Here is a 17,590-nt window from a genome sequence, read left to right as displayed (position 1 = left end):
CGGGCGGATGAGGGTTCCTGCGAGGACAGGGCGAGGGCACAGGCGCGGGATGACTCCACATGCCCTGCCGGCCCCGCGACAAACACGCGAGCTTACCTATGCCCCGAAACCGGTAGCCGAGTCAAATGACTGATGTGTCTACGCTGCTGCGCTTCCTAGTCTTTTCATTGTTCAACTCGGCACGATGGGAACGACACTGTAAGGACTGGGAGAGATGAATCGGATTGCGGCAAAGGCCGGAGCGGTTTTCTACGTCATCTGGGGCCTTGTGCACCTCAACGCGGCGCACGACCTGTTCACGCTCGGGGGCTCGCTCGACGCGGGCATGGTCCAGGCCCGCGTCTATCAGGATGCCTGGAACATCCTCTTCGGTGCGATCGCGGTGATCATCATCGGCACTGCCATGAACTGGCGCAACTCCAAAACCGGGTTCTGGCTCAACCTTGCCCTCGTCTCACTGCTGGACATCGCCTTCGTCATCTACGTCATCGTGCCCGGCTACGCGCCGCTGTGGCCGGGTCTCGAAGGCCCGATAGCCTGGGTGATCGCCGCAGCCTTCAGCGTGGTGGGAATCCTCGGCCGCGCACACCGGCCCGCGACTCCCAGGAACACACTTTCCTCGTCGGGGAACTCCCGCTGAACCACAGGCGAATATTCGATGGACGCCACGGTCTTAAATTCCAAGGACGTATCGGAGACAATATGCGAAAGAGAATGTGGGGACTGGCCACTGTAGCGGCGGCAGCTCTGGTGGTCCCGCCGGCGAATGCCGCTGGTGCCGCCGTTGCTGTTTCTGCTCCTACCCTTGCCTCGTCCCGTACCGTTCCCGCTGACGCCGGTGCGTCGGTCTCGCCCCTCGACTGGCACGCGTGCGGAGACCTGGGCGCCGACTGCACGTCCGTGTCGGTGCCCCTCGACTATGCACACCCCGACGGTGAGAAGATCAGCCTGGCGGTGAGCCGGTTGAAGGCAACCGAACCCGCCAAACGGATCGGCGTGCTGTTCTTCAGCCCGGGCGGCCCGGGCAACGCCGCGGGTTCGTGGATCCAGGAACTGGGGACTCAGGTGTTCCCGGCCGAACTGCGCGAGAGATTCGACATCATCGGGGTCGACACGCGCGGGGTCGGTGACAGCAGGCCCCTGGTCCAGTGCCAGGAGCCGACGTCGGATATGAACGGCGGCCGCTATCCGAAGACGTCCGAGGAGTTCAACCAGCTTATCGACCACAACCGCACACTGGCCGCGGGATGCATCAGTGCCACCGGCCCGCTCATCTACCACATGGACACGCCCACCATCGCCAAAGACTTCGACCAGGTGCGCAGCGCACTCGGTGAGAGGCAGGTGAGTCTGGAATTCCTCTCCTACGGCACTCAATACGCTGCCTCCTACGCTCAGCAGTTCCCCAACAGGGTGCGTGCCGCCGTGCTGGACGGACCCCTCGACCACTCCATGGGGACGGAACGGCTGGTCACCGAGGATGCTGCCGCGGCCGAGGACGTGTTCGGAAGATTTGTCGACTGGTGCCAGTCGGCCCCCAGTTGCGCGCTGTACGGCCACGACGTCAAGGCGGAGTACAACTCCCTGATCGACCGGGCCCCGTTGCCGGCCGAGGGTTTCCCGGGCGGTGCCACCGCGGAGCAGATCGGAAACGGCACCTACCAGCTACTGATCCGGCAGAGCTCGTGGCCCAAGCTGGCGCAGCAGATCGCGGACGCCTCCACGGACGCGGCGGCCTTCGCCGCCGTCACGGCGCAGAGCCCTGCTTACCGGGCCACAACCTGTCAGGACATGCCCACCGGTGATCTCAGCTTCGATCAGTTCGAGTCACTCCTGGCGGAAGCACGCGCCAAGGGGCCGGACATCCACGCTTTCATGGAGGCCTGGGACGTCGCGGCCGGCTGCCTCGGCTGGCCGATTCCGCCCCGCAACCCGTGGGGGCCCTACCACGTGACCGGCACCCCGCCACTCCTCGTCGTCTCGGGCGCCCATGACCCCTCCACCCCACTCACCTGGGGCCAGGGCATGGCGTCGCAGATCACCGGATCGCACCTGCTCACCTGGGACGACGCCACAGGCCACACCGCGTTCCTCAACTCCCCGCAGACGCTTGCCAAAGAGGTCGACTACCTGGTCAGCGGCACAGTGTCATAGCCCCGCGCCACCCCGGGCACGTGCGTGAAGGCCGCGCGGCGACGGCCCGACGCCGTTCCCCGTGCCCGGGGCTGCCGGGGCCCGCGGTCCCCCTCCCCGGCCGTGCCGCGGCCCGGCTCCCGCGAACCGGAGTGCCGTCTCTCACCCACCGCCGCGCTATTCCCGCGACCCCTGCGGCCTGGGAGACTCCCTTGCCATTCCGCGCGGGCTCCCGGGCCCGCGGGCGGCCGGGCGGGGCCACGCGTGCCGGGGCCTCCCACTGCCGCCGGCCCGGGGAGCCCGGATTCCGAAGGGAGCACACCGGTGCAGAGATCCACCGTCTGGCGCCTGGGACTCGCCACGGCACTCCTCCCGGCCACCCTGCTGGCGTTACCCGCCGACGCACAGGCCGCGGCGGACGCGATATCCCCGGCCGTCTTCAACGACCCGGCCGGTACCGCGGCCGACCAGAGCCGCATCCGCGACTACGTGCTCGGCCTGATCGACGACACCGCGGCCGGCCAGGAGATACGGGTGTCGATGTACGGGTTCACGGACGACCCGGTCGCCGACGCCCTGGTGGCCGCGGCACAGCGCGGGGTCGCCGTGAAGGTGATCGTCGACCACTACACCGTGGGCCTGGACGGCACCGAGTACCCCACGCTCCTCACGGGCCTCGGCACCGACCGGTCGAAGCCCTCGTGGGTGCTGGCGTGCCCCTCGGGCCGGGCCTGCATCGCCGACCGCGACGGCATCAACCACACCAAGTTCTTCCTGTTCTCGCAGGTGGACGGCGAGAGCAATGTCGTCGTGCAGACCTCGGCCAACATGACCGGCACGCAGCGCACCGACCTCTTCAACAACGCGGTGACGCTGTCCGACGCGCCCCTCTACGCCAGTTACATGGCGTACTTCGACGACCTGGTGAAGTACGGCACCGCCGCGAACGGCCTCACGGACTACTACAGGACCACCACCAGCGGCCCCTACAAGGACTACTTCTTCCCGCGCCACGAGAAGTCCGGCACCACGCCCACCACGGATCCGAGCACGGACACCATCAAGCTGATCCTGGACAACGTGAGCTGTTCCGGGGGCACCCAGATACGCGTGGCGATGTTCGCCTTCACCCGGACGCAGGTGGCGCAGAAGCTGGTCGACCTCCAGAACGCCGGCTGCACCGTCACGCTCGCCTTCGACGGCCACACCGACCCGAACGGCACACCGCACCTGCCGCCCAGCGTGGAGAGCATCGTCTCCGGCAAGCTCGCCCAGCGCGTCGAGTGCGACGACGGGCCCACCGGCATCGGGGTGCACTCCAAGTACCTGCTGGTGAACGGCACGTACGACGGGAAGACCGGGCGCAAGATCGTCTTCACCGGAAGCCACAACTATACGTACGGCGCGTTGCGCGACAACGACGAGGCGTTGCTGAAGGTGGACGATGCGGCGATCTTCGACGCGTACAAGGCCAACCACGACCGGTTGATGGCGTACTGCGAAGGGTCCTGACGGACCCCCACGGGCCCCCTCCGTGGGGCTCGTGGGCTGTGCCCCGGTGCCGCGAAGGGGCGCGGGGAACTGCGCGCTCGGCCCCCACCGGCCGGTGGGGGAGACGAGACCGCGAGGGGCTCGGCCCGGTGGGCCGGCGCCCGGCGCCTCGTGGTCGCTCGCGCAGTTCCCCGCGCCCCTGAGGCGGGCCGGGGCTCAGCCGACGAGGACGTTCACCAAGCGGCCCGGCACGACGATGATCCGCTTGATCGGGCGGTCGCCGACCTCCTGGCGGATCAGGGACGTCTCCCGGACCGTCGCCCTGATGTCGTCCTCGGACGCGCTCGCCGGGACACTGACGCGCCCCCGCGTCTTCGCGTTGACCTGGACGATCAGCTCGACCGTCTCGGTCTGGAGCAGCGACTCGTCGGCGACGGGCCACGGCTCCTTCCAGACCTGCTTGCCGGTCAGCCGGTGGTAGACCTCGCTGGCCAGGTGCGGCGCGAACGGCAGCAGCAGGGACGCCAGCGTGCTCACCGCCTCCGTGACGGTCTCGCGGCGGATGCCGTCCTGGAGGGCCTTGCTGCAGTCGTTCGAGAGCGTCATCAGCGCGGCGATGGCCGTGTTGAAGGCGAACTTCCCGGACATGTCGTCGGTGACCTTGGTGATCGCCCAGGCCGTGCGCCGCCGCAGCGCGAGGTCGCGCTCGGGGTCCTCGGCCCTGCCGATCACCTCGGCGTCGGTGCCGGTGATCTGGTCCGTGTACCGCCAGACGCGCCGGAAGAAGCGGTGCACGCCCTCCAGGCCCTCGTCGGACCAGTCCGCGCCCTGCTCCGGCGGGCCCATGAACAGCACATAGCAGCGGGCCGTGTCGGCGCCGTACTTCTCGATGATCGTCCGGGGCGAGACGACGTTGCCCTTGGACTTGGACATCTTCGCGCCGTCTTTGGTGATCATGCCCTGGGTGAAGAGCTTCGCGAAGGGCTCCTGCACCGGCAGGTGGCCGAAGTCGGCGAGCGCCTTCACCAGGAAGCGCGAGTACAGCAGGTGGAGGATGGCGTGCTCGACGCCGCCGATGTACTGGTCCACCGGCATCCAGGCGCGCATGGCCTCCTGGCTCCACGGCGCCGACTCGTTCTTCGGGTCGCAGTACCGCAGGTAGTACCAGGACGAGTCGACGAAGGTGTCCATGGTGTCGGTCTCGCGCCGGCCCTCGCCGCCGCACTTGGGGCAGGTCGTGCGCACCCAGTCCTCGGCGGCGGCCAGCGGGGACTTGCCCTTGGGGGCGTAGTCCTCGATGTCCGGCAGGTGGACCGGCAGCTCCTCCTCGGGCACCGGCACCAGGCCGCAGTCGTCGCAGTAGACGATCGGGATGGGGCAGCCCCAGTACCGCTGGCGGGACAGCAGCCAGTCGCGCAGCTTGTAGCTGACGACGGACTCGCCCTGGCCCAGGTCGGCGAGACGCCCGGTGATCCGGGTGGCGGCCTCCTCGCTGGGGGTGCCGTCGAACTCGCCCGAGTGCACGGCCGTGCCCCGGCCGCTGAAGGGCAGCTCGGGGGAGCTGCCGTCGTCCAGCGCGATCACCGGCTGGATGGGCAGGTCGATGGCCTTGGCGAGCTGGAAGTCGCGCTCGTCGTGCGCCGGGACGCCCATGATGGCACCGGTGCCGTACTCCATCAGCACGTAGTCGGTGACGACGATCGGGATCTTCTGCTCGGTCAGCGGGTGGATGGCGTGCCGGCCGGTGAAGACGCCGGTCTTCGGGCGCTCGTCGTTGCCCCGCTCGGCGTTGCCGGCGCGGCGGGCGGCGTTCACGTACTCGCGGACGGCGGCTTCCTGGGGGGTGCCCGCCGTCAGCTTGTCCAGGTCCGGGTGCTCCGGGGACAGGGCCAGGAACGTGACGCCGAACAGGGTGTCCGGGCGGGTGGTGAAGACCCGGATCTCCTGCGGCTGGTCGGCGACCTTGAAGGTGACGCCCGCGCCCTCGGAGCGGCCGATCCAGGCCCGCTGCATGGTCTTGACGTGCTCGGGCCAGTCCAGGCCGTCCAGGTCGCGCAGCAGCCGCTCGGCGTAGTCGGTGATCCGGAAGAACCACTGCTCCAACTGCTTCAGCTCGACCAGGCTGCCGCAGCGCTCGCAGTGGCCGTCGACGACCTGCTCGTTCGCCAGGACGGTGGCGTCCTGCGGGCACCAGTTGACGGCGGAGCGCTTGCGGTAGGCCAGGTTGTGCTTGAACAACTGCAGGAAGATCCACTGCGTCCAGCGGTAGTACTCCGGCTGGTGGGTGCTGACCTCGCGGGACCAGTCGATGGAGATGCCCCACTGCCGGAACTGCTCGCGGAACGACGCGATGGACTCGTCCGTGGAGATCCGCGGGTGCTTGTGGGTGCGGATGGCGTGGTTCTCCGCGGGCAGCCCGAAGGCGTCGAAGCCCATCGGGTGCAGCACGTAATGGCCCTGCCGTCGCAGGAAGTGTGCGACCGCGTCCCCGACCGAGTAGTTCTTGAGGTGCCCCACGTGGGGTTCCCCACTCGTGTAGGGGAGCATCTCAAGGACGTAGGCCCGCTTGTCGGCGGTGTGGGAGTTCGAGACCTCCCAGCTCCGCTCTTCGAGCCAGACCTGCTGCCAACGCCTTTCGATCGCGCGAGGATCGAACGGTGTCGATGGAGTGACCTCGGTCATGGGGTTCCTAGGGTGAACTAATCCGGCCTGATCGTAATGATGAGAGATGTATCCTATCACACGGGGGAAGTGATCGTCCCCATTAATGGTGCCCTTGGCGGCGGCATTAGCGACGGTATTACCGAGGGAATTTCCGACAGCATTAGCAGAGGTGCAAAGCTCCAGGTCGGAAGTGTTGTGGAGAATATCTTACGCCCTGGATTCCGTGGCGTCCTTCTCCCGGCCTCCGGATATTCACACGGTGAATACGGGGCGCCGTCGCCCGCTATTCCGGGAGCCATTGTGCGGCCTTGACGCCGAAGGCCGTCGGATGGTCGTCCGTGCGCTCCGCCGCGCCCCCGAGTGAGGGCGTCGGCCGTCGGGACGGCGAAGGGCCGCCTGGGCCCCGGCCGGCCTTCGCGCCGCCCGGGGCCGTAGGCCCCGGGCGTCAGCTCCGGCCGAACAGGACGCGCGAGAAGTACTGCGTGTCGAAGAACTCCCGCATGCTCGTGATCCTCCCGTCCTCCACCGTGAAGTGCGCACTGATGTCGATCGCGTACGGCATCCCCGTCACCGTCGCCGTACTCGTCACGCACTCCACGACCACCTGGTTCCCCTCGGCCACGACATGGGTGACGTCCACGTCGTACTCCGCCGCCGGATCGAAGAGCTTCCCCATCGGCGCGAAGAAGTTGGCCGCGATGTCGTCCAGACCCGACCAGGTGCCCGCGAGCGGATGGTCCCCGGGGATGCGGTAGACGACGTCGGGAGCGAGCAGCTCGGACACCGCGCCGAGGTCGCGCTGGCGCAGGGCCTGAAGATAGCGGTTGACGACGCTCTTCGCGTCGGGGTGCGTGGTCACGGGGTCTCCCTTGTGGTGACGGGTGCGGAAAGATCACGCCGGTCCGCGGGGGCCGGCTCGTCCGTGAGGAGGTGCGGCGTCATGGCCCGCCGGAACGGCGCGAGGAGGGCGGCGGACGGCCCGAAGCGGATGTACAGGTCGCGTGCGGCGCGCCGCACCGGGCTCTCCAACTGCTCGAACGCGGCCATCTTCCGGGAGACGTCCACCATCTCCTTCGTCCGGGCCCGCCGCATGTTCTCGTAGGTGCGCAGCGCCGCCACCGGATCGGACTGCGCCCTGAGGCACTGCGCGAGCACCACCGCGTCCTCGATGGCGGTGCTGCCGCCCTGGCCGAGGCTCGGCAGCATCGGGTGCGCCGCGTCGCCCAGCAGCGTCACCGGGCCCTCGCCCCAGCGCGCCAGGAACGGCCGGTCCTGCGCGGGCACGGCGACGACGTCCGTCACGGGCGTGGTGCGGATCGCCGCCCGCACCTCGTCGGCCCAGCCCGCGTACGTGCGCAGGATCTGCTCCTTGTCCCCCTTCCAGGCGCTCGCCCGCTCCGCGGGCATGTTCACCGTGCCCCACCAGTAGACGCGGCCGTGGCCCACGTCGTGGATGCCGAAGCGGCGGCCGAGGCCCCAGTAGTGGGCGTTGAAGCCGGCCGTGATCCGCGGGTGCGAGAACGGGGTGACGGCCAGCCAGCACAGGAAGCCGCCGTACCGGGGCCTGCTGTCGCCGGCGATCTGCCGCCGGACGGCGGAGTTGATGCCGTCGGCGCCGATCAGCACGTCCCCGGTGTCCTGCGAACCGTCCGCGAAACGCACCCGCACCCCGTCCGGGGTGGTGTCGAAGCCGGTGGCGGCGGCGCCCAGGCGGATGTCCCTGTCCTCGCCCAGGCCGCCGAGCAGCGCCTCGTGCAGGTCCCCCCGGTACATGGCCACGCTCGGCGCGCCCAGCTCGCTGCCCGTGCTCCCGATCGGCAGCTTGCGCAGCGTCCGGCCCCGGTCGTCGAGGATCTCGGTGCGCAGCACGGTCTGGCCGAGCGCCTCCAGGCCCAGGTCGATGTCCAGGGCCCGCAGCGCGCTGACCGCGTTGCTCACCACGGTGATGCCGAAGCCCTCCGGACGCAGCTCGGGAGCGCGCTCGTACACCGTCACGGCCACGCCCACGCGGCGCAGCGCCACGGCCGCGGCCAGGCCGCCGATGCCGGCTCCGATGACCAGTGCTCTGGTGTTCGCCTGCGGCGCCATCTCAGTGTCCTTTCCTCGGGTGTGGGGTGCCGGTGCCGTTCCCCGGGCGTGGGGTGCCGGTGCCGTTCCCCGGGCTCGCGGTGCCGGTGCCGCCGGGCGGGACGGCCGCCCGTGCGCGGTCCGCGAGCAGCGCGGCGACCCGGGCGACATGCGGCTCGGCCACGATCGTGAGGTGGTCGCCGGGCACCTCGACGACCTCGACGGTCCCGGTGGTCATGGCCCGCCAGCCGTTCGCCGGGTCCTCGAACCGTGTGCCCGCGGCCCCGTGCATCGCGCGCAGCACGTCCGGCAGCGGCTCCTGGGCGCGCAGCAGGGTGAGGTCCAGGTCGGCGGCGGGCGGCCGGTAGTCGAGCGTGGCCCGCCAGTGCGCCGCGTACATCCGGAACAGCCGGCGCACCAGCGCCGCGTCGCCGTGCTCCGGCAGCACCCCCGCCCGGGCGGCGAGCCGTGCGATGTACGCGAACTTCTCGTCCAGCGTGGTGAGTTCCGCGGGCAGCACGGCCGGTGGCGCGCCGGCGCCCCGGCCCAGCCACAGCAGCTCCCAGAAGAACCAGACCAGCAGCGCCTCGTCGGTGTAGGTCGCCCGCCGCGCCGTCGGCCCCAGCGCCACGGTGTCCAGCAGGATCACGTCCGCGACCTCCTCCCCGGCCGCCCGCAGCCGCCGGGCCATCTCGAACGCCACGAACCCACCGAACGACCAGCCGCCCACCACATACGGGCCGTGCGGCCGCACCCGGCGCATCGCCGCGACGTACGCCGCCGCCATCTCCGGCAGGCTGGTCAGCGGCTCGGTTCCGGCGTCGCCGCCGGCCGACTGGAAGGCGTACAGCGGCTGATCGGCGGGGAGGCGCCGGCCGAGCGGGACGTAGCAGAGCACGTTGCCGCCCATGGGGTGCGCCAGGAAGAGCGGGGTGCGGCCCGGGGGCGTGCGGCCCGCGGCCGGGGTGCGGCTGTCGTCCGGGGTGCGGCCGGCGGGCGGCGTGCGGCCGGCGTGCGGCGTGCGGGTTCCGCCCGGGGTGCGGCCGTCGGGGGTGTGCCCGCTGGAAGGGGTGCGGCTGTCCGGCGGCACGCCGCCGTCCGGGGTGCGGCTGTCCGGCGCCCGGCTGCCGTCCGGGCCGTGGTCGCCGGTCGGCGTGCGGCTGCCCCCCGTGCGGATCGGGACGAGGTGGTCGAAGGCCGCCCGTGCGCCGCCCGCACGGAGGGTGCCGGCCAGCGCGGCGACCGTCGGGGCGGCGACGAACGACGCCAGCGAGACCGGCACGCCGTACCGCCGCTCGATCTCCACGACCAGTCGCATCACGGTGATCGAGGTGGCACCCAGGTCGAAGATGCCGTCGTGGACGCCGACGGGGCCGGTGCCGAGCAGGTCGCCGAGGAGTTCCGCGAGCGTACGCTCCAGCGCGTCCCGCGGCGCCCCGCGGCCGCCGTCCCCGCGGCCGCCGTCCCCGCGGCCGGCGTCCCCGCGGCCGGCGTCCCCGCGGCCGGCGTCCCCGCGGCCGCCGTCCCCGCGGCCGGCGTCCCGGCGGCGGTCCTCGCGGCCGTCTCCGCCGCCCCCGCCGCCGTCCGTCCGGGGCCGGGCCGGCGGCATCGCCCGCAGCGCCGCGTCGTCCCGCTTCCCGCTCGGCGTGAGCGGCAGCGCGGGCAGCCACTCGATGCTCGCGGGGACCATGAACTCGGGGAGCACGGCACGCAGCTCGGCGCGGAGCAGCGCGGGGACGTCCCCGGGGGCGGGGCTCGTGCCACCGGACGGTTCGGTGCCCGGGGGCTCGCCGCCGGCGGGTTCGGTGCCGGACGGCTCGGGGTCCTCGGGGTGGCCGCCGGCGGGGGTGCCGTCCGGCGCCGTCCCGTCCGCCACCAGGAACGCCGCCAGGCCGGTGAGCCCGTCGCGCTGCTCGCGGGCGACCACCGCGGCGTCGGCGACCCGGACGCCCGTCAGGCGCCGCGCGGCGGCCATGAGGGCGACCTCGACCTCCGCCGGCTCCACGCGGTACCCGCGCACCTTCACCTGGGTGTCGGCACGTCCCGCGTAGGCGAGCGACCCGTCCGGCAGGACGAGCCCCAGATCCCCGGTGCGGTACACGCGCCGCTCGCCCGCCGGCGTGGGGATCCGCACGAACCGCTCGGCGGTCAGCGCGGAGTCTCCCAGGTAACCGTCCGCGAGGACCGCGCCGCCGAGGTACAGCTCGCCCCTGACGCCCACCGGCACCGGCCGCAGCCGCGCGTCCCGCACGTACACCTCGGCGCCCGGCACCGGGGCGCCGATCGGCACCAGCGCCGGGAACGCCGCCGGGTCGCCGGTCAGGGTGTGGCGGGTGGCCACGTGCGACTCGGTGGGCCCGTACTGGTTCTCCAGCAGTGCCCCGGGCGGCAGCGCGGCCAGCAGCGCCCTGATCTCGCCGGTCACGCGGAGCTGCTCGCCGGACGAGACGATCACCCGCAGCCGCCGCGGCACGATCCCCAGCGCCGCGGAGGCCTCGGCGAGCTGCTGGAGCGCCACATACGGCAGGAAGATCCGCTCCACACCTTCGGCGTCCAGCAGCCGGAGCAGCGCCGGCACGTCCCTGCGCTGCTCCTCCGTCACCAGCCGCAGGGTGCCTCCGGAGCAGAGCGTCGAGTAGATCTCCTGGAACGAGACGTCGAAGCCGAGCGGGGCGAACTGCAGGGTGGTGCCGCCCGCCGCGCCGCTCGCCGCAGCCGTCTGCCAGCCGACCAGGGCGGCCAGCGACCGGTGCGGCATCAGGACGCCCTTGGGGCGGCCGGTCGAGCCCGAGGTGAACAGCACATAGGCGCCGGACGCCGGGTCGATGACCGGCAGCGGGTCCGCGGAGCCGCCCACCGGGTCCTGTCGCCCGCGGGTCCTGCCGGTCCCCTCCGGCCGGCCCGTCCCGTCCGGCTCTCCGGTGAGCAGGGCGTCCGCGGGCAGCAGCAGGCCGTCGGCCGGCCCGGGACCGCCGTCGCGGGCCGCCGTGGCGGCCAGTTCGGCCGCGAGGCCCGCGTGCTCCGCGGGGACCACGACGCGGAACGGTTCGGCCTGGGCGAGCATCGTCGCGAGGCGGGCCCGCGGGTAGCCGGTGTCCAGGGGGACGGCGGTGGCGCCGGCCTTGGCGATCGCGAGCAGGGTGGCGACGGTGCCCGGGGTGCGGTCGGTGAGCAGGGCGATCCGGTGGCCCTCGCGGACGCCTTGCCGGCGCAGCTCCCGGGCCGCACGGTCGGCGGCGCGGTGCAGCTCGCGGTAGGTCCAGACGGTGTCCCCGGTGCGCAGCGCGGGCGCGTCCGGGGTACGGGCGGCCTGCCGGTCGAAGCGGGCGACCACCGTGCAGGCGGGGTCCACGGGGTCCACGGGGTCCGCTGGGTCCGCGGGGTCCACGCGGTCCGCGGGGGCGGTGCCCGCCGGGACGCCCCCGTCCGCCGCGGGCCGCTCCCGGGGTGCGGAGGGTGCCGCGGAGGGCTCCGCGACGCGCGCCGGGCGGTCCGCCATGCCGTCCGCCGGGCCGTCCGCCGGGCTGTCCACCATGCCGTCCGCCATGCCGTCCGCCGTGAGGAAGCCGAAGCCGGCCGGTTCCCCGGGGGCCGTCACCATGCGGCGCAGGATCTCCGTGTAGGTGCGCCCGAGCAGATCCACCTGGGACGGCGGGAGAGTGCGGCCGTCGCCGTCGACACGCAGGGAGAGCGCGCCCGTGACCGGGTCCGCATAGGCGTTCACGAGGAGCTGGAAGTCGGTCTCCTCGAAGGTGGTGAAGGACTCCAGGGTCAGTGCGGGGTGGCTCAGGACGTCGGCGAGCACATGGAAGTGGACGTAGTTGAACGCGGTGTGCAGCGCCGGGCCGCCGTGGTCCTCCTGGATGGCGCTGAGCGGGTAGCGGCGGTACGGGTGCGCCTCCCGCTCCTGGCGGAAGACATCATGGACGGCACCGAGCCAGGTCGCATCGGGCGCGCCGGCGGCACAGGCACCCCCCGCCGCGGCACCGGCGTTGTCCCCGCCCGCGGAACCGGACCCGCCCGCGTCGGACCCGCCCGTACCGGACCCGTCCGCCCTGGACCCGCCCACACCGGCGTCCCCCGGTACCGCGGCCCCGCCGCTCCCCGCCGCGTCCACCGGTGCGGCCGGCCGACCAGGTGCTCCCAGCTCCGGCACCCGCACCGGAACCGTGTTGAGGAAGAGCCCCGCCATCCGGTCCGCCCCCGCCCGCCCGGGGCGGCCGTGGACGATCAGACCCGTGGTGAAGGTGCCGGGCGCGCCGAACAGCCGCAGCGTCAGGCAGTGCGCCGCGAGCAGCACCGACTTCAGCGGGACCGCGTGCCGGCGGGCGAACGCGCGGGCGGCGCGGGTGACGTCGTCGGGCAGGGGCACGTGCCGCACCACCAGGTCGCCGGCCCGGGGCGGCTCGTGGGCGGCGAGGCCGTCCAGGCGCAGTGCCCGGGCGCCGGCCAGCACCCGCCGCCAGTGCTCACGCGCACCCGGGTCGGCGAGCGCGGCACGCTCGGCCCGCACATGGAGGGCGGGTGCCACCGTGGGGCCGTCCGGCACCGGATCGGTGCCCGCGCCCGTCAGGTGCAGGTAGTCCTGGAACAGCTCCCCGAGCAGTCCCGCGACGCTGCCGCCGTCCAGCAGCGCGTGGTGGAAGCTGAGCACCAGCTCCACGGCGTCGTCGTCCAGTACGTGCGCCCGCAGCAGGTACAGCGGGGCGCGCTCGAAGACGTACCGGTGGAAGCGGCGCCGCTCGACGTGCGCGCGGATTTCGTCCTCGGCCGCGGCCGGTGGGCGGCCGCGCAGGTCGGCGACCTCCAGGCCGCCGGTGACGTGCGGGTGCACGATCTGGAGCGGCTCGGTGAAGCCGCCCAGCGCGAACGAGGACCGCAGCGCGGAGTGCCGGGCCGTGAGCCGCCCGAACGCGCTCCGGAACGCCTCCTCGTCCCATGCCACGGCGAGCCGGTAGCGGAAGACGTCGTGGTAGACGGCGGAGTGGTCGTCCCGGCGGCTGTGGTAGACGAGCCCGAGCTGCATCCGGGTGAGCGGGAAGGCGTCGACGGCGTCCCCGAGGCGGGCCCGGTCCATGCCGGACACCAGGGCGAAGGGCGGCGGGTCCGCGGACTCGGCGGCGCGGCCGGACGGGGACGCCGGGCCGCCCGCTGCGGTGCCCGCGGTGCCCGCTGCGGTGCCCGCGGAGCCGTCCGCGGTGGTGTCCGTGCGGCCGGCCGCGGAGGCTTCCGCGGCCGGGTCCGAGCGGTCCGAGCGCTCCGAGCGGTCCGAGCCGTCCGAGCCGTCCGAGCGGTCCGCGAGGGTCGCGAGGGCCGCGAGGGCCGCGACCGTGGGATGCCAGAGCAGGTCGTTCAGCGAGAAGCGGATGCCGCGCTGCTCGGCCGCGGCGCGGATGCGGAGCATCAGCAGGGAGTCGCCGCCCAGGGCGTAGTAGTCGTCGTGCACGCCGACCCGTTCGACGCCCAGCACCTCGCGCCATATCTCGGCGAGCGCCGCCTCGGTGGCGTTCCCCGGCGGGGTCCCGCCGGTCTCGCACCCGGTCTCGGGGCCGGGAGCGGGCAGGCGGCGGCGGTCGAGCTTGCCGCTGGGCGTCAGCGGGATCGCGTCGAGCGGCACGAGGCGGGCGGGGAGCATGAAGTCGGGCAGCACGAGGGCGAGCTGCGCGCGCAGCGCCGCGGGGTCCGGGGCGCCGGCGCCGGGGTGGCCGTCGGGCACGTAGTAGGCGACCAGGTGGGTGCCGCGCTCCGGGTCCGTGCGGACCGTCACCGCGGCGTCGCGTATGCCGGGTATGCGGGCCAGCGCGTCCTGGACCTCGCCCGGCTCGACCCGGTTGCCGCGGATCTTCACCTGGTCGTCGAGCCGGCCCAGGTACTCCAGCTGACCGTCCGCCAGCCAGCGCGCCAGGTCGCCGGTGCGGTACAGCCGCGCGCCGCCGGCCGCCGGGGCGGGCGCGAACCTCTCCCGGGTCAGCTCCGGGCGGCCCAGGTACCCGCGGGCCAGGCCCACGCCGCCGACGCACAGCTCGCCCGGCACCCCGGGCGGCTGGGGGAGGCCCTGGGGGTCCAGGACGTACAGGGAGATGTTGTCGATGGGCCGGCCGATGGGCACCCGGGCGACCGGGCGGCCCCTCCCGTCGGGGCACTCGTGGGCGGAGACGTCGACGGTGGCCTCGGTGGGGCCGTAGAGGTTGACCAGCCGGGGCGGCCGGTGGCCGCCGGTGCCGAGGACGCGGTTGAACTGCTCCACGCGCCCCGGCGGCAGCGCCTCGCCGCTGGTGAAGACGGTGCGCAGCGACTTGGTGGCGGCCCGCGGGTCCGGCGTGGCCTCCAGCAGGTCGAGGAACGGGCCGAGCATGGAGGGCACGAAGTGCGCCACGGTGACCCGCTGGGCGCCCACGGCCCGCAGGATCTCCTGCGGGTCCTTCTCGCCGCCGGGCGGCAGCAGCGCCACGGCGGCGCCCTCGACCGCCCACCAGAACAGCTCCCAGACGGACACGTCGAACGAGATCGGGGTCTTCTGCAGCAGCACGTCGTCCGGGCCGACGGGGTACGCCCGCTGCATCCACGCCAGCCGGTTCACCACCGACCGGTGCTCGACCATGACGCCCTTGGGCCGGCCCGTGGAACCGGAGGTGTAGATGACATAGGCCAGGTCGCGGGCCGTGGCCAGCGGCTCCAGCGGCTCGCACGATTCGGCCAGCAGTTCCTCGACCGGGCAGACGAGCGGGCCTCGCCCCGGGCGGTCGCGGGGCTCACGCCCCGGGCGGTCGCGGGGCTCACGCCCCGGGCGGGGGAGTGGGTCACGCCCCGGGCGGACGAGTGGGTCACGCACCGCGCGGGCACGGGGTGCCGCGCCGCCGGGGCCACCGCTCTCCGAGAGGTCGGGCACGGGGCCGCCGGGCCGGTCCGTGACGACCACCCGGGCGCCGCTGTCGGCCAGCACGAACGCGTTCCGGCGCGCCGGGTGCCCGGGGTCCACGGGCACGTACGCGGCGCCCGCCTTGAGCACCCCGAGGATCGTGGCGAGCATCCGCGGGCCGCGCTCCATCAGCACCGCCACCCGTTCACCGGGCCGGGCGCCGCGCTCCCGCAGCGACCGTGCGATCCGGTTGGACTCCGCGTCCAGCCCGGCGTAGGTGAGCGGCTCGCGGGCGCCCGCGGCGAAGACGGCGGGCCGCCCGGGGACGCGGGCCGCGCGCCGCTCGAAGAGGGCGCCGAGGGTGGCCGTCTCGTCGAACGGCACCCGGGGGCCCCGCGAGAACCGCCGCAGCGTCGCGCGTTCGTCCGCGCCGAGCATGGGAAGCTCGCCGGCGGGCGTGCCGGGCGCCGCCAGCATCCCGGTGAGCAGCGCCGTCAGGTGTCCGGCGACGGAGGCGATGGGGAGGTCGGCGTCGAAGACGTCGCGGGCGTAGTGCAGGTCGACCCTGAGCTCCGCCGTGCCGCGGGTGCCGACCACCATGACGGCCAGCGCCTCGTCGTCGTGCGGCGGGGCGAAGAACCGGAGGCCGTCGTGGCGCACGCCGGGCAGCGGGGTGGGCGGCCTGGTCGTCATGAAGGAGAGCGTCACGTCGAAGAGCCGGCGCTCGCCGCCCGCCGCGTCCGGTAACTCCCGCAGCACCTCGCCGACCGGCAGCTGCTGGTGGGCCTGGAGCCGCCGCGCAGCCTCCCCCACGTCCGCCACGAGCGCACCCACCGGGCGCCCGTCGGGCACCTCGATACGGAGCGGGAGGGTGTTGGCGTAGTAGGCGACGGCGGCCAGCTCCTCGCGGGTGCGGCGGTTGAGGAGGGGCACGCCGAGCACGGCCTGTCCGCTGCGGTGCACCCGCGACAGCCAGATCCCGAGTGCGGTGGCGATCGCCGGGAAGGGCGCGAGACCGGCCTTCTTGAGGCCCGCCATCAGCTCGTGCCCGAGGGTGAAGCCGTACCGGCCGAAGGGGGGCCGGACGGCGGGGACGGGGACGGGACCGCCGGGGACGGGACCGCCGGGGGCGGAGCCGGTGGGGGCGGTGCGGTACCGCTCCGGGGCGGCGCACTCGGCGGGGCCGCCGGACTCCGGGTCGAGCGGCCCACGGACGGCCGGCTCGCGGACGGCCGGCTCGGGGCCGCCTGGCTGAGGGCCGGTTGGCTCGGGGCCGCGTGACGCGGGAACGGCCCGCGCGGCCTGGGGTGCGCCTGCCGTGGGCGCGCCTGCCGTGGGAGCGTCTGCCGTGGGTGCGCCTGCCGTGGGGCGGCGGCGCGGGAAGAAGCTGGGGGTCATCGCGGCGAGTTCCGCGCGGTGGAACGCGCGGTCCGCGGCGTGCTGGGCGGAGCCCGGGTAGCCGTCCCTGCTGCGGACCGCCGCAAGCACCGGGACACAGGGCCCGGGCGCGGGTAACTCCGCGCCGGCCGCACGGCGGGCGTAGTCCTCCACCACCTCCCCGTGCAGCAGCTGCACGGCCCGTCCGTCGACGAGGATGTGATGCGCCTTCAGGAAGAGGTGCACGACCGTGTCGCTCTCCTTGAGCAGCGCCGCCTCGAAGAGCGGGTGGTCGCCGAGGAGCGGCACCGGTGTGGCCTGGGACCGCTCGTGCCAGGCACGGCGGGCGGCCGCCGGGTCGGGACGGCGGCCGGAGAAGTCCACGATCTCCACCACCGGGGCGCCGTCCTCGCGCAGCGCGCCGGCCAGCCACTGGCTCGGTGCGTCGTCGAAGCGGAGCCGGAAGGTGTCGTGCCGCTCCAGGGCCCGGGTGAAGCACTCCCGCAGCAGCGGGATGTCCACGGCCCCGCTGAACCGCTCGGAGACCACGGCGTTGAACTGCGGGCTCCCGGGTGCGCGCAGGCAGGCCAGCCAGATGTCCCGCTGGTGGGCGGAGAGCGGCTGGTGAGCGGTGGCGCCGACCGGTGGGACCGCGGGTGACCCGAGGGCCGGCGGGGCGGTGGGCGCCTGACCGGCCGGCGGGGCGGTGGGCGCGCCGCCGCCGGAGGGCGGGGCCCCGGTGCTCTTCGGGGCAGGCCGCAGCGGACTGGCTGTGCTCATGCTTCTCCCCCCAGGGAACGAACCGTGCGGTGCGGCGCCGTGCCGGGTACGGCGTGTCCCCCGACACCGCCGCGGCTCCCCTCCGCCCCGCGGTCGACTCCGTGCGATGTGGTCGTTCCGGGCGGCCGGTCCGGGTGGTGCTCGTGGTGCCGTCGACGGCATGCCGGCCGCGGAGGCGGTCAGGTGGCCGGCCGCGGCCGGCGGGTCACGCAGTGTCCG

Annotated in this window: 7 protein-coding genes; 3 read left to right on the top strand and 4 right to left on the bottom strand. The window is 73.6% G+C overall.

Annotated features, from left to right (window positions below; genetic code table 11):
- Positions 1-214: 214 nt before the first annotated feature.
- From ACSMXW_RS15380 to ACSMXW_RS15370, 3 genes are all read left to right on the top strand, one after another.
- The gene (locus ACSMXW_RS15380) at positions 215-640 is read left to right on the top strand and encodes a hypothetical protein (RefSeq protein WP_485806963.1); all 426 of its coding nucleotides are present in this window, start codon (positions 215-217) and stop codon (positions 638-640) included.
- Positions 641-906: 266 nt separating this feature from the next.
- Positions 907-2,154 (top strand): alpha/beta hydrolase, encoded by a 1,248-nt coding sequence (locus ACSMXW_RS15375; protein WP_485806962.1) that lies wholly within the window; start codon positions 907-909, stop codon positions 2,152-2,154.
- Positions 2,155-2,457: 303 nt separating this feature from the next.
- Positions 2,458-3,645 (top strand): phospholipase D-like domain-containing protein, encoded by a 1,188-nt coding sequence (locus tag ACSMXW_RS15370; protein ID WP_485806960.1) that lies wholly within the window; start codon positions 2,458-2,460, stop codon positions 3,643-3,645.
- A gap of 195 nt (positions 3,646-3,840) precedes the next feature.
- Here the strand turns inward: ACSMXW_RS15370 and leuS are convergent, their stop codons facing one another.
- The 4 genes from leuS to ACSMXW_RS15350 form a co-directional block, all read right to left on the bottom strand.
- The gene (gene leuS, locus ACSMXW_RS15365) at positions 3,841-6,306 is read right to left on the bottom strand and encodes a leucine--tRNA ligase (RefSeq protein ID WP_485806958.1); all 2,466 of its coding nucleotides are present in this window, start codon (positions 6,304-6,306) and stop codon (positions 3,841-3,843) included.
- 427 nt (positions 6,307-6,733) lie between these two features.
- A complete protein-coding gene (locus ACSMXW_RS15360; protein ID WP_485806957.1) occupies positions 6,734-7,147 on the bottom strand; it encodes a nuclear transport factor 2 family protein in 414 nt (137 codons plus the stop codon).
- Positions 7,144-8,376: an FAD-dependent monooxygenase gene (locus ACSMXW_RS15355; RefSeq protein WP_485806955.1), complete on the bottom strand. Its 1,233-nt coding sequence runs from the start codon at positions 8,374-8,376 to the stop codon at positions 7,144-7,146. The genes ACSMXW_RS15360 and ACSMXW_RS15355 overlap by 4 nt, the downstream gene beginning before the upstream one ends.
- A gap of 1 nt (position 8,377) precedes the next feature.
- On the bottom strand, positions 8,378-17,371 hold the full coding sequence (locus ACSMXW_RS15350; RefSeq protein WP_485806954.1) for an amino acid adenylation domain-containing protein: 8,994 nt from the start codon (positions 17,369-17,371) through the stop codon (positions 8,378-8,380).
- Between the last annotated feature and the right edge of the window lie 219 nt (positions 17,372-17,590).

Source organism: Streptomyces sp. DSM 116793, assembly GCF_057320905.1.
The sequence above is the reverse complement of the archived record's forward strand: the minus strand, read 5'-3'. Positions and strand labels throughout refer to the sequence as shown.